Annotated in this window: 23 protein-coding genes; 15 read left to right on the top strand and 8 right to left on the bottom strand. The window is 73.3% G+C overall.

The features are described from left to right. Positions 1-170: 170 nt before the first annotated feature. Positions 171-1,298, bottom strand: coding sequence for a ribosome small subunit-dependent GTPase A (rsgA, locus tag EF918_RS00660; RefSeq protein WP_125638815.1), 1,128 nt, complete (start codon positions 1,296-1,298; stop codon positions 171-173). A gap of 367 nt (positions 1,299-1,665) precedes the next feature. Further along, positions 1,666-2,796: a YihY/virulence factor BrkB family protein gene (locus EF918_RS00655; RefSeq protein ID WP_125638812.1), complete on the bottom strand. Its 1,131-nt coding sequence runs from the start codon at positions 2,794-2,796 to the stop codon at positions 1,666-1,668. Between the two features lie 17 nt (positions 2,797-2,813). Between EF918_RS00655 and EF918_RS00650 the strand changes: the two genes are divergently transcribed. The 14 genes from EF918_RS00650 (at position 2,814) to EF918_RS00590 (ending at position 16,278) form a co-directional block, all read left to right on the top strand. Next, on the top strand, positions 2,814-4,481 hold the full coding sequence (locus EF918_RS00650) for an acyl-CoA dehydrogenase family protein (RefSeq protein ID WP_125638808.1): 1,668 nt from the start codon (positions 2,814-2,816) through the stop codon (positions 4,479-4,481). 229 nt (positions 4,482-4,710) lie between these two features. Beyond that, positions 4,711-6,012, top strand: coding sequence for a GAF domain-containing protein (locus EF918_RS00645; protein WP_125638804.1), 1,302 nt, complete (start codon positions 4,711-4,713; stop codon positions 6,010-6,012). Between the two features lie 5 nt (positions 6,013-6,017). Beyond that, a complete protein-coding gene (locus tag EF918_RS00640) occupies positions 6,018-6,587 on the top strand; it encodes a GNAT family N-acetyltransferase (protein ID WP_125638801.1) in 570 nt (189 codons plus the stop codon). 185 nt (positions 6,588-6,772) lie between these two features. After that, positions 6,773-6,856, top strand: a complete 84-nt coding sequence (locus EF918_RS38915; RefSeq protein ID WP_309550570.1) for a putative leader peptide — start codon at positions 6,773-6,775, stop codon at positions 6,854-6,856. 181 nt (positions 6,857-7,037) lie between these two features. Continuing rightward, the gene (locus EF918_RS00635; protein WP_125638799.1) at positions 7,038-8,741 is read left to right on the top strand and encodes a nitrite/sulfite reductase; all 1,704 of its coding nucleotides are present in this window, start codon (positions 7,038-7,040) and stop codon (positions 8,739-8,741) included. Beyond that, positions 8,738-8,917 carry a hypothetical protein gene (locus EF918_RS00630; protein ID WP_125638796.1) on the top strand — a complete coding sequence of 60 codons (180 nt, stop codon included), beginning with the start codon at positions 8,738-8,740 and terminating at the stop codon, positions 8,915-8,917. The genes EF918_RS00635 and EF918_RS00630 overlap by 4 nt, the downstream gene beginning before the upstream one ends. Beyond that, positions 8,914-9,609 (top strand): phosphoadenylyl-sulfate reductase, encoded by a 696-nt coding sequence (locus tag EF918_RS00625; protein WP_125638793.1) that lies wholly within the window; start codon positions 8,914-8,916, stop codon positions 9,607-9,609. The genes EF918_RS00630 and EF918_RS00625 overlap by 4 nt, the downstream gene beginning before the upstream one ends. A 23-nt stretch (positions 9,610-9,632) precedes the next feature. After that, positions 9,633-10,178 carry an adenylyl-sulfate kinase gene (gene cysC, locus EF918_RS00620; protein ID WP_260609667.1) on the top strand — a complete coding sequence of 182 codons (546 nt, stop codon included), beginning with the start codon at positions 9,633-9,635 and terminating at the stop codon, positions 10,176-10,178. Next, a complete protein-coding gene (gene cysD, locus EF918_RS00615) occupies positions 10,175-11,119 on the top strand; it encodes a sulfate adenylyltransferase subunit CysD (RefSeq protein ID WP_125638787.1) in 945 nt (314 codons plus the stop codon). Before cysC ends, cysD begins: the two co-directional genes overlap by 4 nt. 2 nt (positions 11,120-11,121) lie before the next feature. Next, positions 11,122-12,453 carry a sulfate adenylyltransferase subunit 1 gene (locus tag EF918_RS00610; protein WP_125638784.1) on the top strand — a complete coding sequence of 444 codons (1,332 nt, stop codon included), beginning with the start codon at positions 11,122-11,124 and terminating at the stop codon, positions 12,451-12,453. Positions 12,454-12,666: 213 nt separating this feature from the next. Beyond that, positions 12,667-13,794 carry an aliphatic sulfonate ABC transporter substrate-binding protein gene (locus tag EF918_RS00605; protein WP_125638781.1) on the top strand — a complete coding sequence of 376 codons (1,128 nt, stop codon included), beginning with the start codon at positions 12,667-12,669 and terminating at the stop codon, positions 13,792-13,794. Between the two features lie 36 nt (positions 13,795-13,830). Next, a complete protein-coding gene (locus EF918_RS00600; protein ID WP_125638778.1) occupies positions 13,831-14,628 on the top strand; it encodes an ABC transporter ATP-binding protein in 798 nt (265 codons plus the stop codon). Beyond that, positions 14,615-15,505, top strand: a complete 891-nt coding sequence (locus EF918_RS00595) for an ABC transporter permease (protein WP_125638775.1) — start codon at positions 14,615-14,617, stop codon at positions 15,503-15,505. The genes EF918_RS00600 and EF918_RS00595 overlap by 14 nt, the downstream gene beginning before the upstream one ends. Positions 15,506-15,507: 2 nt before the next feature. Then, positions 15,508-16,278 (top strand): sirohydrochlorin chelatase, encoded by a 771-nt coding sequence (locus tag EF918_RS00590; RefSeq protein WP_125638772.1) that lies wholly within the window; start codon positions 15,508-15,510, stop codon positions 16,276-16,278. 106 nt (positions 16,279-16,384) lie between these two features. Here EF918_RS00590 and EF918_RS00585 read toward each other — a convergent pair whose 3' ends face one another. The 4 genes from EF918_RS00585 to mgt all read right to left on the bottom strand — a co-directional run bounded on the left by EF918_RS00585 (position 16,385) and on the right by mgt (position 20,392). Beyond that, on the bottom strand, positions 16,385-17,398 hold the full coding sequence (locus EF918_RS00585; protein WP_125638769.1) for a ketopantoate reductase family protein: 1,014 nt from the start codon (positions 17,396-17,398) through the stop codon (positions 16,385-16,387). A 377-nt stretch (positions 17,399-17,775) separates the two neighbouring features. Beyond that, positions 17,776-18,507: a hypothetical protein gene (locus tag EF918_RS00580; RefSeq protein ID WP_125638766.1), complete on the bottom strand. Its 732-nt coding sequence runs from the start codon at positions 18,505-18,507 to the stop codon at positions 17,776-17,778. Positions 18,508-18,614: 107 nt separating this feature from the next. Continuing rightward, positions 18,615-19,169 carry a DUF1697 domain-containing protein gene (locus EF918_RS00575; RefSeq protein WP_125638763.1) on the bottom strand — a complete coding sequence of 185 codons (555 nt, stop codon included), beginning with the start codon at positions 19,167-19,169 and terminating at the stop codon, positions 18,615-18,617. A 20-nt stretch (positions 19,170-19,189) separates the two neighbouring features. Further along, entirely contained in the window at positions 19,190-20,392 is a 1,203-nt protein-coding gene (gene mgt / locus EF918_RS00570) for a macrolide-inactivating glycosyltransferase (protein WP_125638760.1), read from the bottom strand. 188 nt (positions 20,393-20,580) lie between these two features. Between mgt and EF918_RS00565 the strand changes: the two genes are divergently transcribed. Further along, positions 20,581-21,438, top strand: a complete 858-nt coding sequence (locus tag EF918_RS00565) for a phosphotransferase enzyme family protein (protein ID WP_125638757.1) — start codon at positions 20,581-20,583, stop codon at positions 21,436-21,438. Positions 21,439-22,144: 706 nt separating this feature from the next. Here the strand turns inward: EF918_RS00565 and EF918_RS00560 are convergent. Together EF918_RS00560 and EF918_RS00555 are read right to left on the bottom strand one after the other, a co-directional pair. Further along, positions 22,145-22,885, bottom strand: coding sequence for a 3'-5' exonuclease (locus tag EF918_RS00560; protein WP_125638754.1), 741 nt, complete (start codon positions 22,883-22,885; stop codon positions 22,145-22,147). A gap of 74 nt (positions 22,886-22,959) precedes the next feature. After that, entirely contained in the window at positions 22,960-24,225 is a 1,266-nt protein-coding gene (locus EF918_RS00555) for an SAV2148 family HEPN domain-containing protein (protein ID WP_125638750.1), read from the bottom strand. Between the last annotated feature and the right edge of the window lie 178 nt (positions 24,226-24,403).

Raw genomic sequence — 24,403 nt, 5'->3', positions numbered from 1 at the left:
GCCGGGGACTGCCCGCCGCGCCACGAGCCGGAGGTCGGACTCCAGGCCCGGGGCCCGGGTGGGGTGCGGGGTCAGCCGCGGAAAGCGCGGAGCCGGTCCCACGTGCCCCGGCCGGCCCACCCGCGCGCACGGGTGCAGGCGGGGCCGGGGCGCAGCGCCGGGATCGGGGGTCAGGCGTGCGGGCCGCGTTTGGCGGCGTAGTTGGCTCGGCCTTCGGCCGACTTCTGCTTCCAGTCGCGCCGGAGGTCCGCCCGCAGCCTGGCGTCGGTCTTGGCCACGATGCGCTGGTTCTCGCGCAGCAGCTTCCGGTACGACTCCAGCCGCCGCTCCGGCAGCGTGCCGTCCGCCACGGCGGCCAGCACCGCACAGCCCGGCTCCGCGACGTGCGCGCAGTCGTGGAAGCGGCACTGCTCGGCGAAGTCCTCGATCTCCGAGAACACCTGGCCGACGCCGGTCCCGGCGTCCCACAGCCCCACCCCGCGCAGCCCCGGCGTGTCGATGAGGACGCCGCCGCCCGGCAGGAGCAGCAGGTTGCGGGTGGTCGTGGTGTGCCGGCCCTTGCCGTCGACGTCGCGCGTGGCCTGGACCTCCATCACGTCGGCCCCGAGCAGCGCGTTGGCCAGGGTGGACTTGCCGGCGCCGGACGCGCCGAGCAGTACGCTCGTCCCGTCGGCGACGACCGCGCCGAGCACGTCCGTGCCCTCGCCGGTGTGCGAGGACACGGTGAGCACCTGCACGCCCGGCGCCGCGGTCTCCACGTCCTGCACCAGGTGCGCCAGGGTCACCGGGTCCGGGACCAGGTCCGCCTTGGTCAGCACGACCAGCGGCTGGGCGCCCGACTCCCAGGCCAGGGCCAGGAACCGTTCGATGCGCCCGAGGTCCAGCTCGACCGCGAGCGACACCGCGATGACGGCGTGGTCGACGTTGGCGGCCAGGATCTGGCCCTCCGAGCGCTGCGAGGAGGTGGACCGCACGAACGCGGTCCGCCGCGGCAGGTACGCCTTGACGTACCGCGGGTTGCCGGCCGCCTCGACGGCGGCCCAGTCACCCGTGCAGATCACCCGCAGGGGGTCGTGCGGGGTGACGAAGGCGGTGTCGGCACGGACCGGCCCGTCCTCGGTGAGGACGTCGCACTGACCGCGGTCGACCCGCACCACCCGGCCGGCCACCAGGCCCGCCTCGGCGTACGGGGCGAACGCGGCCGCCCACGCCTCGTCCCAGCCGAGCGCGGCCAGCGACGGCGCGGACGGGGCCGAGGAGGAGGAAGTGAGGGAAGAAGAAAGAGCGTGGGAAGTCAAGGGGAACCCTTCACCAGGGTGGCCCCGGCAACGCGCGCACGGCGCGAGGGAGGAGACGGAGTGTCAGCCGGTGGCCACAGGAACGAGATCGATGGTCTTCGGGGAGCGGGCAGCGCCCAGCGCAGCGACAGTCATCAATGGACTCACCTCCTGTGCCATGCACATTGCACGGGTTCGGCGTCACTCGACGTGAACGGGCTCACCGTAACCACCCGGGTGTCCGGCCCGCCACCGATTTGTTTCCCGGCCGCTCCGGACCCCCTCGGACTCGCATTCCTGTGCGGGACCCCCGCACGGGTGCACACGGTGTACGCCGAGCTGACGGCGACCGGGTGGGCCTGGTCCGCGCACCCGGCCCGGGCCCGGCTCACGGATGCGGGTGGCGTTCCTTGCGGAGCCTGGCGGTGTAGTCGTCCGGGGGGAGGAACTTCGACCAGCGTTCCGGGAACTCCGACGGAGTCCCCGCGTCCTCGTCGTCCTCCGACTCGCCCTCCGCCAGCGCCCGCCACGCCGCGGCCCGGGCCACCAGCTGGGCCGCCTCCGCCTCGCGCACGCGCTCGTTGGCCTCGCGGGCCGCGGCCGTCGCCACCGACGGCCAGACCCGGTCGATCGCGGCGTTCACGGCGGCTCCGACCAGCACCGCGAACGCGGAGATGCCGATCCACAGCAGCACCGCCACCGGCGCGGCCAGCGAGCCGTAGATCGTCGGGCCCTCCACCGTGTTCGTCAGGTAGATCCGCAGCAGGAAGCTGCCCAGCACCCACATCGCGAGGGCGACCAGCGCCCCGGGCACGTCCTCGATCCACGGTGAACGCACCGGCACGGACACGTGGTAGAGCGTCGTCAGGAAGACGATGGACAGCAGGGTGACCGTGGGCCAGTACAGGACCGCGATGACCTCGGTGCTCCACGGCACCAGCCGGATCACCGCGTCCGGGCCGACCACCATCAGCGGCAGCACCACCGCACCGATCAGCAGCGCGACCACGTACAGAAGGAAGGCCAGCAGGCGCGTCTTGACGATGCCGCGGACGCCGTCCAGGCCGTACATCACGGTGATGGTGTCGATGAAGACGTTCACCGCCCGCGAGCCCGACCACAGCGCGAACGCGAAGCCGAGCGAGATGATGTCGGGGCGGCCCCGGCGGGTGACGTCGTCCAGGAGCGGTTTGGCGATGTCGTTGACGCCGCGGTCGGACAGGACCGTGCCGACGGCGTGCAGGATGTTCTCCTCGATGCTGGCCACGGTGGTGGTGCTCGTCCAGGTGTCGACGTAGCCGAGCAGGCCGAGCAGGCCCAGGAACAGCGGCGGGAGCGAGAGGAGCGTGAAGAACGCGGCTTCCGCCGCGAGCCCGAGGATGCGGTACTCGATGCACGAGTTGACCGTGTCCTTGAGCAGCAGCCAGCCCGTCCTGCGCTTGGACACGTTGCGGTACAGGGCACGGGCCCGGTGGAGCCGGCCCGGGGGCCGCTCGGGTGTTTCATTTGCAGGCTGCACGTCTTTACCGTATCGGCATGGCAGCCACCACCCACACAGTCAGCAACCAGGCCCCGCCGCTCGTGGGCCACGACGTCTACGGCGCCGACCCGGCCCTCGTCGAGGGCGTCGAACGGCACCTCGGACCGGCCGGTTCCCCGCTCCTCGACGAGGTACGCGCCGAGCTCTCCGGCCTCGGCCGGGCGGCCGGGTCCGCGCAGGCCCAGGAATGGGGCCGGCTGGCCAACGAGAACCCGCCGGTGCTGCGCACCCACGACCGGTGCGGGAACCGGATCGACGAGGTCGAGTTCCACCCGGCCTGGCACCGGCTGCTCGGGCACGCGGTGACCTCGGGGCTGACCGACGCCTGGGGGCGTCCGGCCGGGCACCTGCGGCGGGCCGCCGGGTTCTTCGTGTGGTCGCAGGCCGAGGCCGGTCACGGCTGCCCGGTGTCGATGACGCACGCGGCCGTCCCCGCGCTGCGCGCCGACCCGGAGCTGGCGGCCGAGTGGGAGCCGCGGCTGACCTCGCACGTGTACGAGCAGGGGCTGCGGCCGGCCGCGGACAAGGCCGGGGTGATCTTCGGCATGGGGATGACCGAGAAGCAGGGCGGCAGCGACGTACGGGCCAACCGGACCCGGGCGGTGCCGCTGGACGCCCCGGGCGAGTACCTGCTGACCGGGCACAAGTGGTTCTGCTCGGCGCCGATGTCGGACGGGTTCCTGGTGCTGGCGCAGGCATCGGCCGGCGGGGAGGACCGGCTGACCTGCTTCCTGGTGCCCCGGGTGCTGCCGGACGGTACCCGGAACGTCTTCGCGATCCAGCGGCTGAAGGACAAGCTGGGCAACAGGTCGAACGCCTCCGGCGAGGTGGAGTTCGACGGGACCTGGGCCCGCCGGGTCGGTGAGGAGGGGCGCGGGGTGCGCACCATCATCGAGATGGTGGCGGCCACCCGGCTGGACTGCGTGATCGGTTCGGCGGCGGTGATGCGCCAGGCGGTGACCCAGGCGCTGCACCACACCGCGTACCGCTCGGCGTTCGGGGCCCGGCTGATCGAGCAGCCGCTGATGCGCAACGTCCTGGCCGACCTGGCGCTGGAGACGGAGGCGGCGACCACGCTGATGCTGCGGCTGGCGGCCGCCCAGGACGCCGTCCAGGAGTCGGGCGACGCCCGGGAGCAGGCGTTCCTGCGGATCGCGGTGCCGGCGGCCAAGTACTGGGTGACCAAGCGCTGTACGCCGACGGTGGCGGAGGCGCTGGAGTGCCTGGGCGGCAACGGGTACGTGGAGGAGTCGGGGCTGCCGCGGCTGTTGCGCGAGTCCCCGCTGAACTCGATCTGGGAGGGCTCGGGCAATGTCCAGGCCCTGGACGTGCTGCGGGCGTTGCAGCGGGAGCCGCAGGCGCTGAACGCGTTCCTGACGGAGGTGGGGCTGGCGCGCGGCGCGGACCACCGGCTCGACGCGGCGGTCAAGGACCTGCTGACGGAGCTGGCGGACCTGGAGGGCATCGAGGCGCGCGCCCGGCGGGTGGTGGAGCGGATGGCGCTGGTGCTCCAGGGTTCGCTGCTGGTGCGGTTCGCGCCGGCCGAGGTCGCGGACGCGTTCTGTGCGTCGCGGCTGGGCGGTGACTGGGGTGCGGCCTTCGGCACGCTCCCGCACAGCCTGGACCTGGAGTCGATCGTGGCACGGGCGCGGATCGAGGGATAGGGGGTCCCCAACCCCCCGCGCCCCCGGATCCGGGCCCGTTCACCTGTTGGGGCGGGAGTGGCGCCGCGCCGACTCGGCGCCACCCCCGCCCCGAAAGCCCCCGAGGAGGAGCTGTGACGCCGCGGGGCGGCGTCGGCACAGTTTCGGTCGGGCGACCGAGGGGTGGCGAGAGTTGCGTACGGTTGCATCGCCACGCCTCGTACGTACGCCGCACCGGGGGAGGATCCGGGTGTCCCACACCGCTGTCGATCTGGCTCGTCTGTCGGCCATGGACGCGCGTGACGCGATGCGCCTGCTGCAGGGCGTTCGGGCGGCGGCGCTGGCGGGGACCCGGCCGCCGGCCCGGCCGCGCCCGGAGATCGCCGAGTCCTGGCGGCGGATGCTGGCGGGCGGGGTGCACCCGGACCGGGACGCCCGGGCGCGGGTGCTGTCGGCGGCGGAGACCGAGGAGCGGCGGCACCTGTCGCCGTTGCGGCAGGTGCTGCCGGTGCTGCGCGAGGGGCTGCTGCCGAGTCTGGACGGGGCCCTGCACATCATGGTGGTGGCGGATCCGGACGGCCGGCTGCTGTGGCGGGAGGGGGCCCCGCCGATCCTGCGCAAGGCCGACCGGCTGGGGTTCTCGGTGGGCGCGGACTGGGGCGAAGCGGTGGTCGGCACCAACGGGGTGGGGACCGCGCTGGTGGCCCGGCGTCCGGTGCAGGTGTTCTCGGCGGAGCACTTCGTCTCCAGCCACCACGAGTGGACGTGCACGGGGGCGCCCGTGCACGACCCGCGCGACGGGTCGCTGCTGGGGGTGGTGGACGTCAGCGGGCCGCTGGCCACGATGCACCCGGCGACGCCGGCCTGGGTGAACGCGGTGGCCAAGCTCGCCGAGCGGGAGCTGCGGATCCGGCACCTGGAGTCGCTGGAGCGGCTGCGGGCGGTGTCGGCGCCGGTGCTGGCCCGGCTGGGTGGCCGGGCGCTGGCCGTGGACGCGCACGGCTGGACGGCGGCGGCCACCGGGTTGGCCCCGGCGGACCGGGTGCCGCTGCCGAAGGGCTTCGGGCCGGGCCGGGTGTGGATCCATCCGCTGGGCGAGTGCACGGCCGAGCCGCTGCCGGGGGGCTGGCTGCTGCGGCTGGACCGGGAGCAGGAGCCGGCGGGGGCCGGCCGGGTGGTGCTGGACGTGCGCCGGCCGCGGGACTGGTCGGCGACGGTGTGCGGGGCGGGCGGGAGCTGGTCGCAGGAGCTGAGCCCGCGCCACGCGGAGCTGCTGTTCCTGCTGGCGGAGAGCCCGCGGGGGCGGTCGGCCGCGGAGCTGGCCGAAGAGCTGTTCGGCGATCCGACGCGGACGGTGACGGTGCGGGCGGAGCTCTCCCGGGTGCGGCGGACCCTGGCGGGGGTGCTGGCCCACCGGCCGTACCGGTTCGCGGACGACGTCGAGGTCGAGGTGCTGCGTCCGGCGGACCCGCTGACGCTGCTGCCGCACTCGACGGCGCCGAGTGTGATCAGGGCCCGCCTGGGCCGGCCGGGGGCGGGCGTGGTTCCCTGAACGGCATGAGCGACAGCACCATCACCTTGACGACCTGGTCCCTGGCCATGGACTCGCCGGCCGAGCTGGTCCCCGCGACCGTGCCGGGGCCGGAGATCCGTATCGAGCGGGCCGAGGTGCCCTCGCCGGAGTTCAGCCGGTTCCTGTACGCCTCGGTGGGCGGGGACATCCACTGGACGGACCGGCTGGCGCTCACGCGTGCCGAGTGGGCGGCGCACCTGGAGCGGCCGGGCGTGGAGACGTGGGTGGCGTACGACCGGGGTACCCCGGCCGGGTACGTGGAGCTGGACCCGCAGGACGACGGGGTGGTGGAGATCCTCTACTTCGGGCTGCTGCCGGACTTCCGGGGCCGCCGGATCGGCGGTCACCTGCTGACGGTGGGTACGGCGCGGGCCTGGGACCTGGCGGACCGCTGGCCGGGCCGGGCGGCGACGACCCGGGTGTGGCTGCACACGTGCAGCCAGGACGGGCCGACGGCGATGGACAACTATCTCAAGCGCGGCTTCACGGTCTTCCGGACGGAGACCGAGGAGAAGGCCGACACCCCCACCCCGGGACCGTGGCCGGGCGCCTAGGCCCCGCCCGCCCCACCCTTCACCGGTGCCGCGCGACCGCCCGGGCGCGCGGCACCCGGCTTTTCGGACATGCGCCTCTCCTTCGCAGGGTGACCCGGGCCACATCAGTCCGCTATTCGGGACGGTTCTGTCCACATCATGGACAGTAGTGGACTCCTCCAAGAGGCCCATGACACGCTTCCGCCATGAATGGAGCTGGAATCGCCTTGGTGAGTCGACGTCACGTCGACCTCGGCCGCATGTCCAGCGCCATCTGTCCGGCGAGCTGACAGATCCAGCCAACCGCCGTCGACACCCTTGCACCCCCTGACACCGCGCCGGTCCGCTGCCCGACAGCAGTGGATCCGCTGAGCCGCACCCGCTGGCGAAACCGCAGGTCAACGTAGACCGACAGGGCAGTCCGCAAGGCCTCCACCCTGCCCTCTACTCGCCGAAGAAGGACACACCGCCATGGCCGAGACCACCGAGAAGCCCGCTGCCGCTCCCGCAGCCGCGCGCCGCAAGACCGGCCGTCACCGCGGTGAGGGCCAGTGGGCCGTCGGTCACCACACCCCCCTCAACGGCAACGAGCAGTTCAAGAAGGACGACGACGGTCTCAACGTGCGGACACGCATTGAGACGATCTACTCCAAGACCGGATTCGACTCGATCGACCCCAACGACCTGCGCGGACGCATGCGCTGGTGGGGTCTGTACACCCAGCGCAAGCCCGGGATCGACGGCGGCAAGACCGCGGTCCTGGAGCCGGAGGAGCTGGACGACAAGTACTTCATGCTGCGCGTCCGCATCGACGGCGGCCGGCTGACCACCCAGCAGCTGCGGGTGATCGGCGAGATCTCGGAGGAGTTCGCCCGGGGCACCGCCGACATCACCGACCGGCAGAACGTGCAGTACCACTGGATCCGGATCGAGGACGTCCCGGAGATCTGGCGCCGGCTGGAGGCCGTCGGCCTGTCCACCACCGAGGCCTGCGGCGACACCCCGCGCGTCATCCTCGGCTCGCCGGTCGCCGGCATCGCCGAGGACGAGATCATCGACGGCACCCCCGCCATCGACGAGATCTACCGCCGCATCGTGGGCAACAAGGACTTCTCCAACCTGCCCCGCAAGTTCAAGTCCGCGATCTCCGGCTCGCCGCTGCTGGACGTGGCGCACGAGATCAACGACATCGCCTTCGTCGGCGTCGAGCACCCCGAGCACGGCCCGGGCTTCGACGTCTGGGTCGGCGGCGGCCTGTCCACGAACCCCAAGCTCGGCGTCCGCCTGGGCACCTGGGTGTCGCTGGAGGAGGTCCCGGACGTCTACGAGGGCGTCATCTCGATCTTCCGTGACTACGGCTACCGCCGGCTGCGCACCCGCGCCCGGCTGAAGTTCCTCGTCGCCGACTGGGGCGCCGAGAAGTTCCGCCGGGTCCTGGAGGACGAGTACCTCCGGCGCAAGCTCACCGACGGCCCCGCGCCGCAGGAGCCCGCCGGCCGCTGGCGCGACCACATGGGCGTGCACCGGCAGCGGGACGGCCGCTTCTACATCGGCTTCGCCCCGCGCGTGGGCCGGGTGGACGGGACGATCCTGAACAAGATCGCAGACGTGGCGGAGCAGCACGGCTCCGGCCGGCTGCGCACCACCGCCGACCAGAAGATGATCCTGCTGGACATCGAGGAGGCCCGGGTCGACTCCGCGGTCGCCGCCCTGGAGGCGCTGGACCTGCGGGTCACCCCCTCGCCGTTCCGGCGCGGCACGATGGCCTGCACCGGCATCGAGTTCTGCAAGCTGGCGATCGTCGAGACCAAGCAGCGCGGCCAGACCCTCATCGAGGAGCTGGAGCGCCGGCTGCCCGACTTCGACGAGCCGCTGACCATCAACATCAACGGCTGCCCGAACGCGTGCGCCCGTATCCAGGTGGCGGACATCGGTCTCAAGGGCCAGCTGGTCCTGGACGACGAGGGCAACCAGGTGGAGGGCTACCAGGTCCACCTCGGCGGCGCCCTCGGCCTCCAGGCCGGGTTCGGCCGCAAGGTCCGCGGCCTGAAGGTCACCAAGGACGGACTCCCCGACTACGTCGAGCGCGTCGTCAAGCGCTTCGAGGCGGAGCGCGAGGACGGCGAGCGGTTCGCGGCCTGGGTCGGCCGCGCCAGTGACGAGGCGCTGTCGTGAGCGAGCGCGCCGCCCCCTTCTACTGCCCCTACTGCGGCGACGAGGACCTGTTCCCCCACGAGCAGGGCCACGGCGCCTGGGAATGCCGGTCGTGCAACCGGGCCTTCCAGCTGAAGTACCTCGGGCTGCTGGCCCGGGGACTTCGCACCAACGGCACGGGAGGGGAAGACATATGACCACCGTCGGTACGGACCTCAGAGCACTCGCCGAGCAGGCGGGCCGCGAGCTGGAGGACGCCTCCGCCCTGGAGATCCTGACGTGGGCGGCCGACACCTTCGGCAAGGAGTTCTGCGTGACCTCCTCCATGGAGGACGCGGTCGTCGCCCACCTGGCGTCCCGCGTCCTGCCCGGCGTGGACGTGGTGTTCCTGGACACCGGCTACCACTTCGAGGAGACCATCGGCACCCGTGACGCGGTCGAGGCCGTGATGGACGTGAACGTCATCACCCTCACCCCGCGGCAGACGGTCGCCGAGCAGGACGCCGCGTACGGCCCGAAGCTGCACGACCGCGACCCCGACCTGTGCTGCGCACTGCGCAAGGTCAAGCCCTTGGAGCAGGGCCTGACCCGGTACCGGGCGTGGGCCACCGGCCTGCGCCGGGACGAGTCCCCCACCCGGGCGAACACCCCCGTGGTCGGCTGGGACGAGAAGCGGCAGAAGGTCAAGATCTCGCCGATCGCCCGCTGGACCCAGGACGATGTGGACGCGTACGTCGTGGAGCACGGGGTCCTCACCAACCCGCTGCTGATGGACGGCTACGCCTCGGTCGGCTGCGCCCCCTGCACCCGCCGGGTGGCGGAGGGCGAGGACGCGCGGGCCGGCCGCTGGGCGGGCCGGGCCAAGACCGAGTGCGGGCTGCACGGCTGATGACGGAACTTACGGAGAAGCAGATGAGCGTGACGGACCAGGGGGCCACGGTGTGGCTGACCGGTCTGCCGAGCGCGGGCAAGACCACCATCGCCCACGCGCTGGCCGAGCGGCTGCGCGGCGAGGGCCACCGGGTGGAGGTCCTCGACGGCGACGAGATCCGCGAGTTCCTCTCGGCCGGGCTGGGCTTCACCCGCGAGGACCGGCACACCAACGTCCAGCGGATCGGCTTCGTGGCCGAACTGCTCGCCAGCAACGGCGTCAAGGCACTGGTCCCGGTCATCGCCCCGTACGCCGACAGCCGCGAGGCCGTCGCGAAGCGGCACTCCGCCGCCGGTACCGCGTACCTGGAGGTGCACGTGGCCACCCCCGTGGAGGTGTGCTCCGAGCGCGACGTCAAGGGCCTGTACGCCAAGCAGGCGGCGGGCGAGATCTCCGGGCTGACCGGGGTGGACGACCCGTACGAGGCTCCGCAGTCCCCGGACCTGCGCATCGAGTCGCACACCCAGTCCGTCCAGGAGTCGGCCGGCTCCCTGTACGCGCTGCTCACCGAGAGGGGTCTGGCATGACCACCGCCGCGCACCTGCACGACGCGTCCGCCGGCGCGGACGCGCCGTACGCCCTGTCGCACCTGGACTCCCTGGAGTCCGAGGCCGTGCACATCTTCCGCGAGGTGGCGGGCGAGTTCGAGAAGCCGGTGATCCTGTTCTCCGGCGGCAAGGACTCCATCGTCATGCTGCACCTGGCGCTGAAGGCGTTCGCCCCGGCCCCGGTGCCGTTCGCCCTGCTGCACGTGGACACCGGGCACAACTTCCCCGAGGTCCTCGACTACCGCGACCGCACCGTCGCACGGCACAACCTGCGGCTGCACGTGGCCTCCGTCCAGGACTACATCGACGCCGGCACGCTGCGCGAGCGCCCCGACGGCACCCGCAACCCGCTGCAGACCGTCCCGCTGACGGAGGCGATCCAGCAGCACCGCTTCGACGCCGTGTTCGGCGGCGGGCGCCGCGACGAGGAGAAGGCCCGCGCCAAGGAGCGGGTGTTCTCGCTGCGCGACGAGTTCTCCCAGTGGGACCCGCGCCGCCAGCGTCCCGAGCTGTGGCAGCTCTACAACGGCCGCCACGCGCCGGGCGAGCACGTGCGCGTCTTCCCGCTGTCCAACTGGACCGAGCTGGACGTGTGGCAGTACATCGCCCGCGAGGGCATCGAGCTGCCGGAGATCTACTTCGCCCACGAGCGGGAGGTGTTCCTGCGGGCCGGCATGTGGCTGACGGCCGGCGCGTGGGGCGGTCCCAAGGAGCACGAGACCGTCGAGAAGCGGCTCGTCCGCTATCGCACCGTCGGTGACATGTCCTGCACCGGTGCCGTCGACTCCGACGCCACCACGCTCGACGCCGTGATCGCCGAGATCGCCGTGTCCCGCCTGACCGAGCGGGGCGCGACCCGCGCCGACGACAAGCTGTCCGAGGCCGCGATGGAAGACCGCAAGCGCGAAGGGTACTTCTAGCCATGACCAGCACCACCGAGCAGCTCAGCGCCACCACGCTGCTGCGCTTCGCGACCGCGGGCTCCGTCGACGACGGCAAGTCCACCCTGGTCGGCCGGCTGCTGCACGACTCCAAGTCGGTCCTGGAGGACCAGCTGGAGGCCGTGGAGCGGGTGTCCGCCGACCGCGGTCAGGACGCCCCCGACCTGGCACTGCTGACCGACGGCCTGCGGGCCGAGCGCGAGCAGGGCATCACCATCGACGTGGCCTACCGCTACTTCGCGACGGCCCGGCGCCGGTTCATCCTGGCCGACACCCCCGGGCACGTGCAGTACACCCGGAACATGGTCACCGGCGCCTCCACCGCCGAGCTGGCCGTGGTCCTGGTCGACGCCCGCAACGGCGTGGTCGAGCAGACCCGCCGGCACGCGGCCGTGGCCGCGCTGCTGCGCGTGCCGCACGTGGTCCTCGCCGTCAACAAGATGGACCTCGTCGGCTACGAGGAGTCGGTCTTCGCCGCCATCGCCGACGAGTTCACCGCGTACGCCACCGGACTGGGCGTCCCGGAGATCACCGCGATCCCGATCTCCGCGCTGGCCGGCGACAACGTGGTGGAGCCCTCCGCGAACATGGACTGGTACGGCGGCCCGACCGTGCTGGAGCACCTGGAGACCGTGCCGGTCAGCCACGACCTGACGGCCTGCCCGGCCCGGTTCCCGGTGCAGTACGTGATCCGCCCGCAGTCCGCCGAGCACCCCGACTACCGCGGCTACGCCGGCCAGATCGCCTCCGGCGTGCTGCGCGTCGGCGAGGCCGTCACGGTGCTGCCGTCGGGCCGGACCTCGGTGATCGAGGGCATCGACGCGCTCGGTGAGCCGGTGGACATCGCCTGGGCCCCGCAGTCGGTGACGCTGCGGCTGGCGGACGACATCGACATCTCGCGCGGCGACCTGATCGCGCCGAGCGCGAGCGCCCCGGCCACCACCCAGGACGTCGAGGCGACGGTCTGCCACGTGGCCGACCAGCCGCTCGCGGTCGGGGCCCGGGTGCTGCTGAAGCACACCACGCGCACGGTCAAGGCCATCGTCAAGGAGATCCCGTCCAAGCTGACGCTGGACGACCTCTCCCAGCACCCGGAGCCCGGGCAGCTGGTGGCCAACGACATCGGGCGGGTGGTCGTCCGTACCGCCGAGCCGCTCGCGCTCGACGCGTACGCCGACTCCCGCCGCACCGGGTCCTTCCTGCTGATCGACCCGGCCGACGGCACCACCCTGGCGGCGGGCATGGCGGGCGAGTCCTTCGCCTCCCGGGCCCCCGAAGGGGCGGTCCAGGACGAAGAGGGCTGGGACTTCTGAACGATGCGGACCGACATGTACGCCAGCTTCGCCAAGGAAGGCGGCCGCATCGGCAGCGGCCGCACCGGCAGCGGCCAGGGAGGCGTGGCCCGATGTGCGCGATGACGTACGCGCACCGCATGCGCGCCCACACCCCCCATGCAACAGAACTCGACCCGTACCACAGACGAAGACGTCCGTCATGAGCTGACGACGTCCGAGAGGAAGTCCTCCGTGCCTGCCACCCGTACCACCCGCACCACCCTGCGCGGCGTCGCCGCCGCCGCCTCCCTGCCGCTGCTGATCGGTGCGCTCGCGTCCTGCGGCTACGGCGCCCAGGCCGACAAGAGCGAGGACAAGTCCGCCGCCACCGCGTCCGCCGCGGACGGCGCCAAGCTGTCGGCCTCCGAGGTCCGGATCGGGTACTTCCCGAACCTGACGCACGCCACCGCCCTGGTCGGCCTCCAGGAGGGCCTGATCGCCAAGGAGCTCGGCGGCACGGCCATCAAGCCGCAGACCTTCAACGCCGGCCCGTCCGAGATCGAGGCCCTCAACGGCGGCTCCCTGGACATCGGCTTCATCGGCCCCTCGCCGGCCATCAACGGCTACGTGAAGTCCAAGGGCTCCAACCTGCGGATCATCTCCGGTTCCGCCTCCGGCGGCGTCAAGCTGGTGGTGAACCCGGAGAAGATCAAGACCTTGGACGACGTCAAGGGCAAGAAGATCGCCACCCCGCAGAAGGGGAACACGCAGGACGTGGCGTTCCTCAACTGGATCGCCGAGAAGGGCTGGAAGGTCGACCCGGAGTCCGGCAAGGGCGACGTCTCCGTGGTCCGCACGGACAACAAGGTCACCCCGGACGCCTTCAAGACCGGCTCCATCGACGGCGCCTGGGTGCCGGAGCCGACCGCCTCCAAGCTCGTCGCCGACGGCGGCTCGGTGCTGCTGGACGAGACCAGCCTGTGGCCCGACAAGAAGTTCGTGATCACCAACATCGTGGTGTCGCAGAAGTTCCTCAAGGCCCACCCGGACGTGGTCGAGGCCGTGCTGCGCGGCACGGTGAAGACCAACGAGTGGATCACCGCCAACCCGGACAAGGCCAAGACCTCGGCGAACGCGGCGCTGGAGAAGGAGACCGGCAAGGGTCTCGACGCCAAGGTCCTCGACCCGGCGTGGCAGAGCATCCTCGTCACCGACGACCCGCTGGCCACGACGCTGAAGACGGAGTCGGACTGGGCGGTCAAGGCCAAGCTCGTCGAGCAGCCCGACCTGACCGGCATCTACGACCTGACGCTCCTGAACAAGGTGCTCAAGGCCGCCGGCAAGCCCGAGGTCTCCGACGCCGGTCTCGGCGCGAAGTAACCCCGCACGTCCCGTAGTCCCCAGGAGGTGACGATCATGGCCACGACGCTTGCCAAGGCTGCCGAGGGAGCCACCGCAGTGGCGGCGGCGCACGCCGCCCGCATCGAGCACGTCTCGAAGTCCTTCCCCGGCCCGGCCGGTGCGCAGCTCGTCCTGGACGACATCAGCCTCGATGTCGCCCCCGGCGAGTTCGTCACCATCCTGGGGGCCTCGGGGTGCGGCAAGTCCACGCTCCTCAACCTGGTCGCCGGCCTGGACGCGCCGTCCGCGGGGTCGATCGAGACCCCCGGCGGGCGCCCGGCGCTGATGTTCCAGGAGCACGCCCTGTTCCCGTGGCTGACCGCGGGCAAGAACATCGAACTGGCCCTGCGGCTGCGGGGCGTGCCCAAGGCCGAGCGCCGGCCGGAGGCCGAGCGGCTGCTGGAGCTCGTCCGGCTCGGGGGCGCGTACGGCAAGCGGGTGCACGAGCTGTCCGGCGGCATGCGCCAGCGGGTGGCCCTGGCCCGGGCCCTGGCCCAGGCCAGCGACCTGCTGCTGATGGACGAGCCGTTCGCGGCGCTCGACGCCATCACCCGGGACGTGCTGCACGGCGAGCTGACCCGGATCTGGGAGGAGACGGACCTGTCGGTCCTCTTCGTCACGCACAACGTGCGCGAGGCCGTGCGGCTGGCCCAGCGCGTGGTCCTGCTGTCCTCCCGGCCGGGCCGGGTGGCCAAGGAGTGGACCGTCGACATCCCGCAGCCGCGCCGGATCGAGGACGCGGCCGTCGCGGAGCTGTCGCTGGAGATCACTGAACATCTGCGTGGGGAGATCCGCCGCCATGGCCAGCACTGACACCGCCCCCCGGGCCAAGACGGACGACCTTGCCGGTCTGGAGGCCGGTCTCGACGCCCTGGACGCCGTCGAGATCCGGCGTACGCCGGTGCGCGAGGTCCTCCTGAAGAAGGTCCTGCCGCCGACGCTGGCGGTCACGCTCGTCCTCGCCGTGTGGCAGGTCCTGGTCTCGGCGAAGGTCACCGACCCGACCAAGCTGCCGGCGCCGTCCGCGGTGTGGCACGGCCTGGAGCAGATGTGGCTCAAGGGCACGCTGCTGGAGGTCATCTGGACCTCGGTCTCGCGCGGCCTGTTCGGCTTCCTGCTGGCCCTGGCCATCGGCACCCCGCTGGGCCTGCTGGTGGCCCGGGTGACGTTCGTCCGCGCCGCGATCGGCCCGGTCCTGTCGGGCCTGCAGTCGCTGCCGTCGGTGGCGTGGGTGCCGCCGGCCGTGCTCTGGTTCGGCCTGAACGACGCCATGATGTACACGGTGATCCTGCTGGGCGCCGTCCCGTCCATCGCCAACGGCCTGGTGTCGGGCGTGGACCAGGTCCCGCCGCTGTTCCTGCGGGCCGGGCGCACCCTGGGCGCCACCGGCTTCAAGGGCACCTGGCACGTGGTCATGCCGGCCGCGCTGCCCGGCTACCTGGCCGGGCTGAAGCAGGGCTGGGCGTTCTCCTGGCGTTCGCTGATGGCCGCGGAGATCATCGCCTCCTCCCCCGACCTGGGGCTGGGCCTGGGCCAGCTGCTGGAGAACGGCCGCAACAACATCGACCTGCCGGGCGTGTTCCTGGCGATCATCCTGATCCTGGTCGTGGGCATCGCGATCGACCTGCTGGTCTTCAGCCCGGTCGAGCGGTGGGTGCTGCGCAGCCGTGGCCTGCTGGTGAAGAGCTGATCATGTCCGCTGCTCCGCTGCCCGCCCTGCTGGTCGTCGCCCACGGCAGCCGCGACCCGCGGCACGCGGCCACCGTGCACGCGCTCACCGAGCGGGTGCGCTCACTGCGGCCCGGGCTGCGGGTGGAGACCGCGTACCTGGACTTCACCACCCCGTCGGTCGGCCAGGCGCTGTCCTCGCTGTACCTGTCGGGGGTCCGCGAGGTGGTGGCCCTGCCGCTGCTCCTCACCCGTGCCTTCCACGCGAAGGCCGACGTCCCGGCGGCGCTGGCGGAGTCCTCCGCCCGCCTGCCGGACCTGACCGTCCGCATCGCGGACGTCCTCGGCCCGTCCCCGCTGCTGACGGCGACGCTGGAACGTCGTCTGGCGGAGGCGGGCCTGACCCCGGCGGACCGCGCCGGCACCGGTGTGGTGCTGGCGTCCGCCGGGTCCACCGACCCGGAGGCGATCGCAGTGATCGCAGAAATCGCGCGGGAGTGGCGGCACACCGGTTGGTGCGCCGTGCGGCCTGCGTTCGCCTCCGCCGCTCTGCCCCGTACGGAGGACGCCGTACGGGCGCTGCGCGCCGAAGGCGTGCGGCGGGTGGCCGTGGCCCCGTACGTCATCGCGCCCGGCCGGCTCCCGGACCGGATCGCGGCCGGTGCCGCCGCGGCGGGCGCGGACGTCGTCGCCGACGTCCTGGGCCCGTCCCCGGAACTGGCCGCGTTGCTGCTCACCCGCTACGAGGCCGCCCTGTCGCCCGCCGCCCCGGCCCGCCCGGCCCTGTCGGCCTGACCTCGCTCGGCCTGATCCCGCCGGGCGGTGACCCGGGCCGGGTGGTGACCCGGGCCGGGTGGTGACCCGGGCCGGGTGGTGACCCGGGCCGGGTGGTGACCCGGGCTCAGGCCCGGCCCTGCGCGCGCCCTTCGGCCTCGTCCGCGAGTGCCGTGAGGTCGGCGATGGACATGGAGCCGGGCGGCAGGCCCTCGCGGGCGAAGATGTTCGCCGCGTGGCGGAGGGTCTCGTTCACCGGGGTCGGCACGCCGTGCAGCCGGCCCAGCAGGGAGATCTCCCCGTTCAGGTAGTCGGCCTCGATGGAACCGGTCCCGCGGTGCAGGCTCTGCCACGACGAGCCGCCGCGTACGCCCGGGGGCGGGACGACCTTGCCCTCGCGGGCGGCGGACTGCTCGGCGTCGGAGGCGTAGGCGATGCCGGCGGCCTCGAACACGGCCTTGGCCTCGCGGATCGCCCGCAGCAGCAGGGCCGCCTTGGCCGGGGCGGGCTCCGGGCCGGTGGTGGCCTGGACGGCGTTGCCGAGGTTGCCCAGGAGCTTGGCGTACTTCCAGCGCATCACGTCCTCGACGACCGGTGCCTCGAACCCGGCCGCCTCCAGGTCGGCGGCGAACCGCCGCGCGGTGGCGTCGGCCCCGCCCGCGGCCCGGCCGAGGTGCAGGATCCCGGTGAGCGGCGCGCACAGCGCCGAGACCTTGCCGGGCTCCAGGAAGTCGGAGGGCAGCCAGACGCAGACGCCGTAGACGCGGTCGAAGCGGCGCAGCGCCATGCGCTCGCCCTCGACCCCGTTCTGCGCGCAGAACACCGGCAGCCGCTGCGCGGCCGTGCCGCCGCCGGCGACCTCCGCGTCGCCCCAGGTCTCCAGGGCGGCGACGGCGTCCTGGGTCTTGACGCACAGCAGGAGCACGTCGTCGGGGCGCAGCGCGCCGAGCTCCTCGGGGTCCGTGGCCACGGGGAGCCGGTGCACGCGGGTGCCCTGGGCGGTGGTGAGGGTCAGGCCCTGGTCGCGCAGGGCGCGCGCGTGGACGCCCCGGGCGACGAGCACGACGTCCCGACCGGCCTCGGCGAGCCGGCCTCCGATGGTGGCGCCGACCGCGCCCGCGCCGATGATCAGATAACGCATGGCGGCAGCCTACGGGGTGGCCCCGGAACGTGACGGGGCCCGGGAGCAGACCCAGCTCCCGGGCTCCTGAGTGCCACCCAATTGCGCACGCCGGCGGCGTTGAAGGGCGCGGATCATGCTGAGATCGACGTGTTCTGCCTTTGAACTACCGCACCACGGGAAGCGAGGGGAAAGAGGTGCAGGGGGGACTTGAACCCCCGTCCGTCGATGATCGTCCGCGCCCGGTCGATCCGGCGTTCGGCGGCGAATGCTGAGACTGGAGCGAGAATCTGAGGATGACGGGGGCGACGGCTCGCCGCTTCCCGGTTCAGCTTCGACATCAGTGTCAGCTTGCGCTCTTCGCGCACCCTCCGCTCGCACGGAGGGCGATCTGTGGGCTACCGGAACAGGTAGCCGAACACCGCGTCACCGATGCGCTGGTCGGTGACCTCGGTGCCGTTGGCCTCCTCGCGGGCGAACTTGACGGCCTGCTGGAGCTTCTCGACACGGTCCAGCAGCTCGTTCACCCGGCGGGCGGGCAGCGCCCCGGAGAACTTCACGGTCGTCCAGTGCCCGACCGGGACGTCCTCGTAGTACACCTCGACCTGCGCCGGGTGCTTCTCGGTGGCCTCGGCCTTGACGTGGTTGCGGGGCACCTTCTTGGTGCGGATGGTGCGGACCGGGTCCGTCTTCCAGCAGTCGGTCGAGGGGTCCGGGCTCCACGACTCCGACGCGTCCAGGACGGGCAGCTTGCGCACGAAGGTGTGCAGGTCCGTGAGCTGCTTCTCCAGGAAGAGCAGGTACGGGACCGGGACCTGCGGGAGCAGGACGGTGCCGTCCACGACGACGTCGGCGGCGGCGGACCGGTTGGCCCAGTCCTTGGTCGCGGTCACGTCGAACAGCCGGGTCAGGGTCCCCGCCGTGGCACGCAGGACGTCCTCGGCCTTGATCTGGACCCGCGTGGACTCGGGCGGCAGCTGCTCGCCCTCCTCGTCCTTGGGCTGGTACGTCCGGGAGATCCCGGCGAGCAGCGCGGGCTTCTGGACGTCGTGATGGGCCTGGGTGAGTTCCTGGAGGGACTTGGACTTGACGCCCTTTTCCACGGCGATGATCTGATTCAGCTTCGGCACGCACCGAACGTAACAACGTCGGACAGGTCCGCACATCCGATTTTGTCGGGGCGGGCGGGGACGGCCGGAGGGAGGGCCGCGGGACAGCCGGAGAGGCGGACGGAGGGTCAGGAGGTGGTCAGGTCGACCAGCTTGAGGACCGTGTTCCAGTTGCGGGTGGTGGCGTCGATGCCCTTGAGCAGGGACGGACGGGCCAGGGCCTCGGCGAGTTTGGAGCGGCCGAGGCCGTCGGGGGCGTAGAGGTAGATCACCTTGTCGCCGAGGCGGAACTCCTCGGGGAGGAACGCCGCGGCGTCGATGCCGGCGAACCGGTCCTCGGCGGGCTGCTCCGACAGGAACGTGGCGTGCAGCTGCTTGCCCTGGAGCTCGGCGGCCGGGAAGGGGCAGGCGGCCACGACGGCGCGCAGGTGGGCGCCGTCGACCACCAGGCACGGCACCCGGAAGCCGAAGTGGGCCTCGATGGCCGCCTCCAGCTCCCGGGCGAGCGCCACGGGGTCGGTGCGGTCGCTGCGGAACACGGCGTTGCCGCTCTGCAGGTACGTCCGGACCGCGTCGTGGCCCAGGCCCTCCATGACCGTCCGCAGCTCGGCCATGGGCACCTTCTTGTTGCCGCCGACATTGATCCCGCGCAGCAGCGCCGCGTACGTCCTCGTGTGCGTCATGGGGGCACGGTAGGGCACGGCTACGACAGTTCCGCCTCGATGAGGTCGGCGGCCCGGGGTGCCCCGCCCTCGGCCGCCATCTCCGCGCGGATCGCCTCGGCCCGGGCCGCCACCCGGGGGTCGGCGACCAGCTCCAGGACGGCCGCCCGCAGGGTGGCGGCGTCGGCCTCGGCCATCGGCACGTGCCGGGCGACGCCGAGGGCGGCCAGGACGTCGGCGTTGGCGAACTGGTCGACGGCCTGCGGCACGGCCACCATCGGGGTGGCGGTGGCCAGGCCCTCCTGGCTGCCGCCGGCGCCGGCGTGGGTGATGAAGGCGTCGGCCTGGCGCAGCACGTCGAGCTGCGGCACCCAGCGGTGGACCTCGACGTTGCCCGGGATCTCCCCGAGCTCGGCCTCGTCCGTGAAGCGGCCGATCTGGAGGACGACGTGCCAGTCGGGCAGGTCCCGGAAGGCGTCGATGCAGGCACGGTAGAAGGCCGGCTGCTTGGTGAAGGACGAGCCCAGGGAGACCAGTACGACCTTCTTGCCCCGGGCCGAGGCCGGCTGCTCCCAGTGGCCCTGGGCACAACGGTCGCCCTGGCAGGTGCCGACGAAGGTGTACACGGCCGGGTCGACCCGGTCGGCCTGCGGCTGGAGGGCGCGGGGGATGAGGACGAGGCTGCGGCGGGGGCGGCCGACGAACCGGTCGGGGTCGGTGGCGATGCCGTTCTCGTCGAGCCAGGCGCGGAAGCGCGCGTAGTAGGCCCGGCCCCGTTCGGAGGCGCGCAGCGGCGCGAACAGGGGCTCGGCCACCTCCTCCTCGTAGCCCTCCCAGGCGACCAGGTTCGGGGAGAGGGAGACCGCCGGGACGCCCCAGCGGTGGGCCAGCACGGCGGCCGGGTAGGAGGTGATGTCGTGCAGGACGAGGTCCGGCTCGTCCCCGGCGAAGGCCTCCGCGAGCTGCGGCAGCGCCTGGATCGCGTCGTCGAGGAAGGGGGTGATCTGGTCGATGAGTTCGGTGCCCCACGCGTCGGGGTCGTCGTCGGTGGGGAGCGTCGAGGTGTAGGGGACGGGCGTGGCGCCGGTCTGCGCCACCGTGTCGGCGAAGGCCGGCGGGATGGCGTAGCTGACCCGGTGGCCCCGGGCCACGAGCTCGCGGATCACCTCCAGGCTCGGGTTCACGTGGCCGTGGGCGGCGATGGAGAACATGGCGATGTGGGCGGGGCGTTCGGCTGTGGTCATGCGAGAACTCTAACGAGACGAGACGTCTCGTGCAACTGGGTGGGCGGCACGGACGGCGACGGCGCGCCCGCCACGGCACCGGCGGGCGGAAGCCCTGGGGACCCTGGGAAACTTGGGTGGTCCGGGGGACCTGGGAAGGCAGGGACGTCCGGGACCGCAGAGACGACGATCCGGAGCCGGAGTACGAGATGGACGAGGCACAGGCCAGGAAGGCGCTGGCGGCGGCCGGGCTGCCGGACGGCGGCGCGACCCTGCTGGCACTGGGCGAGAACGCCGTGTTCGCGGCCGGGGACCTCGTGGTGAAGGTCGGCCGCGCCGACCCGGAGCTGCTGGACCGGGCCACCCGCGAACTGGCGGTCGCGGGCTGGCTGGAGGAGGCCGGCGTGCCGGCGGTGCGCGCGGCCGAGCCCGCGCCGCGGCGGGCGGAGGGCCATGCGCTGACCCTGTGGCACCGGCTGCCGGACGCGGTCCGCCCGGCCGGACCGGAGGACCTGGCGCTGCTGCTGCGCCGGGTGCACGAGCTGCCGGCGGCGCCGTTCGAGCTGCCGCGCCGGGACCTGCTGGGCGGCGTGGAGCGCTGGCTACGGCTGGCCGGCAGCGCGATCGACCCGGCGGACGCGGCGTACCTGCGGGCGCGCCGGGACGCCTACGCCGCCGAGGTGGCCGAGCTGACCCCGCACCTGGCCCCGGGGGCCATCCACGGCGACGCCCTGCCGCGCAACGTCCACGTGGGCCCGGACGGGCCGGTCCTGGTGGACCTGGAGACCTTCTCCACGGACCTGCGCGAGCACGACCTGGTGGTGATGGCGCTGTCCCGCGACCGGTACGGGCTGGCGCACGAGGCGTACGAGGAGTTCGTCCGCGCCTACGGCTGGGACGTGCGCGACTGGCCGGGCTGCGCGCTGCTGCGCGGCGCCCGGGAGACGGCCAGCTGCGCCTGGATCGCCCAGCACGCACCGACCAACCCGGGCGCCCTGGCCGAATTCCGCCGCCGCGTCACCTCCCTGCGCGAACGCGCCACGGAAGTCCGCTGGCACCCGTTCTGACCACCACCAGCCGAGCACGGGCCGGACGGCCCGGCGCTGGCCGCACGGGCGGGGTGGTAGCTGCGCGGTCGGGCGGTGGCCGGACGGCCGGGCGGTGGCCGCAGGACTGGCCGGGCGGCGGGGCGGTGGCCGGACGGCGCGGCGCTGGCCCAACGCTGGCCGCACGGCCGGGCGCTGGCCGGACGGCCGGGCGGTGGCCCGACGGCCGGGCGGCTGCCGGACGGCCCGGCACTGGCCTCACGGCCGGCCGCTGGCCTCACGGCCGGGCGCCAGCCGGGCGGTGGCTGCCCGGCCGCACGCCAGCCGGGCGGTGGCTACGCGTCCGCACGCCAGCCGGACGGCGGCTGCGCGGCCCAGCGCTGGCCCGGCGCTGGCCGCACGGCCGGACGCTGGCCGCACGGCTGTGCGCCAGCCGGGCGGTGGCTACGCGGCCGCACGCCAGCCGGACGGCGGCTGCGCGGCCGGGCGGTGGCCCGGCGCTGGCCGCACGCCCGGGCGGTGGCTGCACGGCCGGGCGTATGGCCGCACGACCGGGCGGTGGCCGCACGGCCGGGCGGTGGCCGCACGGCCGGGCGTATGGCCGGGCAGTGGCCGGACGGCCGGGCGGCGGGCAGGCGCCTGCCCGCGGCGGCGGCGTGCGCGCGGCGGCCCGCGGTGGGCACGGATCCGTGCCGCCTCGGCCCGCACCCCCGCCCCCGCGGGAACGTCAGGCCGCCGTCGGGGTCAGGGGGCGCAGGGGCCAGGCCGTGTCGATCACCGCGTCAGGGGTGCCCTCGCGGCGGAGGTAGGACTCGAAGTCGCGGGCCCAGCGGGCGTACCAGGTGGTCTGGCGGGTGTGCAGGTCCGCCGGGGTGAGCTCCGCCACCCGCGGGTGGCGGACGGCTATCGCGCGGGCCACCCGGACCGCCGCCAGGGCATCGGCGCCCGCGTCGTGCGCCCGGTCCAGCTCGACCCCGTAGACCCCGCAGACCGCCTCCAGCGTCCGCTTGCCGCGCCGGTAGCGGTCCACCGCGCGGTCGATGGTCAGCGGATCCACCACCGGTCCGGTCCCTTCCCCGGGCATCCCCGCCCCCTCCAGCCGGTCCGCGAGCGACGGCAGCCCGTGCCGGGCCAGCTCCGCGCTCAGCAGGGTCAGGTCGAAGGCGGCGTTGTACGCGACGACCACCGCGCCCCGGCGCCACCGCTCCACCAGCGCCCCGGCCACCTCGTCGGCCACCTCCCGGGCCGGCCGGCCCTGCGCGGCGGCCCGTTCGGTGCTGATGCCGTGGATCGCCGACGCCTGCGCCGGGATCGGTATGCCCGGATCGGCGAGCCAGCCCCGGCGGCCGTGCACCTCCCCGTCACGGACCTGCACCACCGCGGCCGTGACGATCCGCGACTCCCCCGGCTCGGTGCCGGTCGTCTCCAGGTCGAACCCGACCAGCTCTCCCCTGTGCCACTCCCCCATGGCCGTGCCTCCCCCGTCCCGCCGGACCGCCCGGCCCGGACAACGACTTTCAGCCTGCCACGGGCCACTGACAGTCACGACACCGGGCGGGAGTCCTGCCACACGGACTCGAATTCCTCGCGGTAGGTGGGGAACAGACCGTGATCCACGTCACGGGCGACGGCGCGCCCGCCGCCCCGCAGCACGAGCACCGGCGCCTCCATGCCCCGCGCCCGCCGCAGGTACGACTGGACCACGGCGATCCCCGAGGACTCGCCCTCCACCAGGTACGCGGTGAAGCGCGGGGTCTCGTCGAAGACGTGGATGGCGAAGCCGGAGGGGTCGCGCAGCCCGGCCCGCACCCGGCGCACGTGCAGGATGTTCATCTCCACCGAGCGGCTCAGCTCGCCCTTGCGCAGCCCGAGCTCCCGCTCGCGCCGCTTGACCGCGCTGCTGGCCGGGTTCAGGAAGAGCAGCCGCACCCGGCAGCCGGCCTCGACCAGCCGGACGAGTCTTCGCCCGGAGTAGTTCTGGACCAGCAGGTTCAGGCCTATCCCGATCGCGTCGAGCCGGCGCGCCCCGCCGAACAGGTCCTCCGCCGGCAGCTGCCGCTGCAGCCGGACCCGGTCGGGATGGACCGAGACCACGTCGGCGTACCGGTCGCCCACCAGGTCCTCGACGGCGTCGATCGGCAGCCGCTCCGCCGACGGGCTGCCGGAGCCGCCCCCGAGCACCTCCAACAGCCGGGCCGAGGCCCGTTCCGCCTGGGACAGCACCGCCTGGGACAGGGCGCGGTTGCGCGAGACGACGTTCCGGGTGACCTCCAGCTCGTCCAGCGCCAGCTCGATCTCGCGCCGGTCGTCGAAGTACGGCTCGAAGCAGGGCCAGTGCTGGACCATCAGCTCGCGCAACTGCGGCAGGGTCAGGAAACTGAGCACGTTGTCGTCGGCCGGGTCCAGCAGGTAGCCCTTGCGGCGGCTGACCTCGCGGACGGCGACGGCGCGCTGCACCCACTCCTGCCCGGCGGGCCCGGCGGCGGCGACCACCCAGTCGTCCTCGCCGTGCACGGGCTCGTAGATCGGCCGGAGCACCGCCCCGACCACGGCCCGCAACCGCTGTTCGATGAGGTTCAGCCAGATGTACGCACGGCCGGCCCGCTGCGCGCGGGTGCGGACCTCGGTCCAGGCGTCCGCGCCCCAGTCCAGTTCGACCCCGGTGCGCACGCTCCCGGCCGTCGCCGACCCCGCCAGGGACACCGCACCGGCCACGACCCCGCCGGGGCCGCCGCCGGGGGCCTCCGCCGCAGGGCCGCCCTCGTGACCGCCGTCACCAGGGGGCAGCTCCAGACCTCCCGAGCTCACCCGTGCACCGCCTTCCGCTACCCCTCCAGTGATCAAGGAAGAGTACTCCGCGCACACGGTCCGGTGCAGCCCGATGCCCCCTACACCGATGGGCGGTTGACCCATTATCCGATGCACCGACAGTCCGACAGCCTGAAGGTCCGTCCGCGCGGTCACCCGGCAGGACCAACCCAAGTCC

The organism is Streptomyces sp. WAC06614 (assembly GCF_003949795.1).
Lineage (GTDB): Bacteria > Actinomycetota > Actinomycetes > Streptomycetales > Streptomycetaceae > Streptomyces.
Note: the sequence above shows the minus strand (reverse complement) of the source record. Positions and strands in the feature narration are given on the sequence as shown.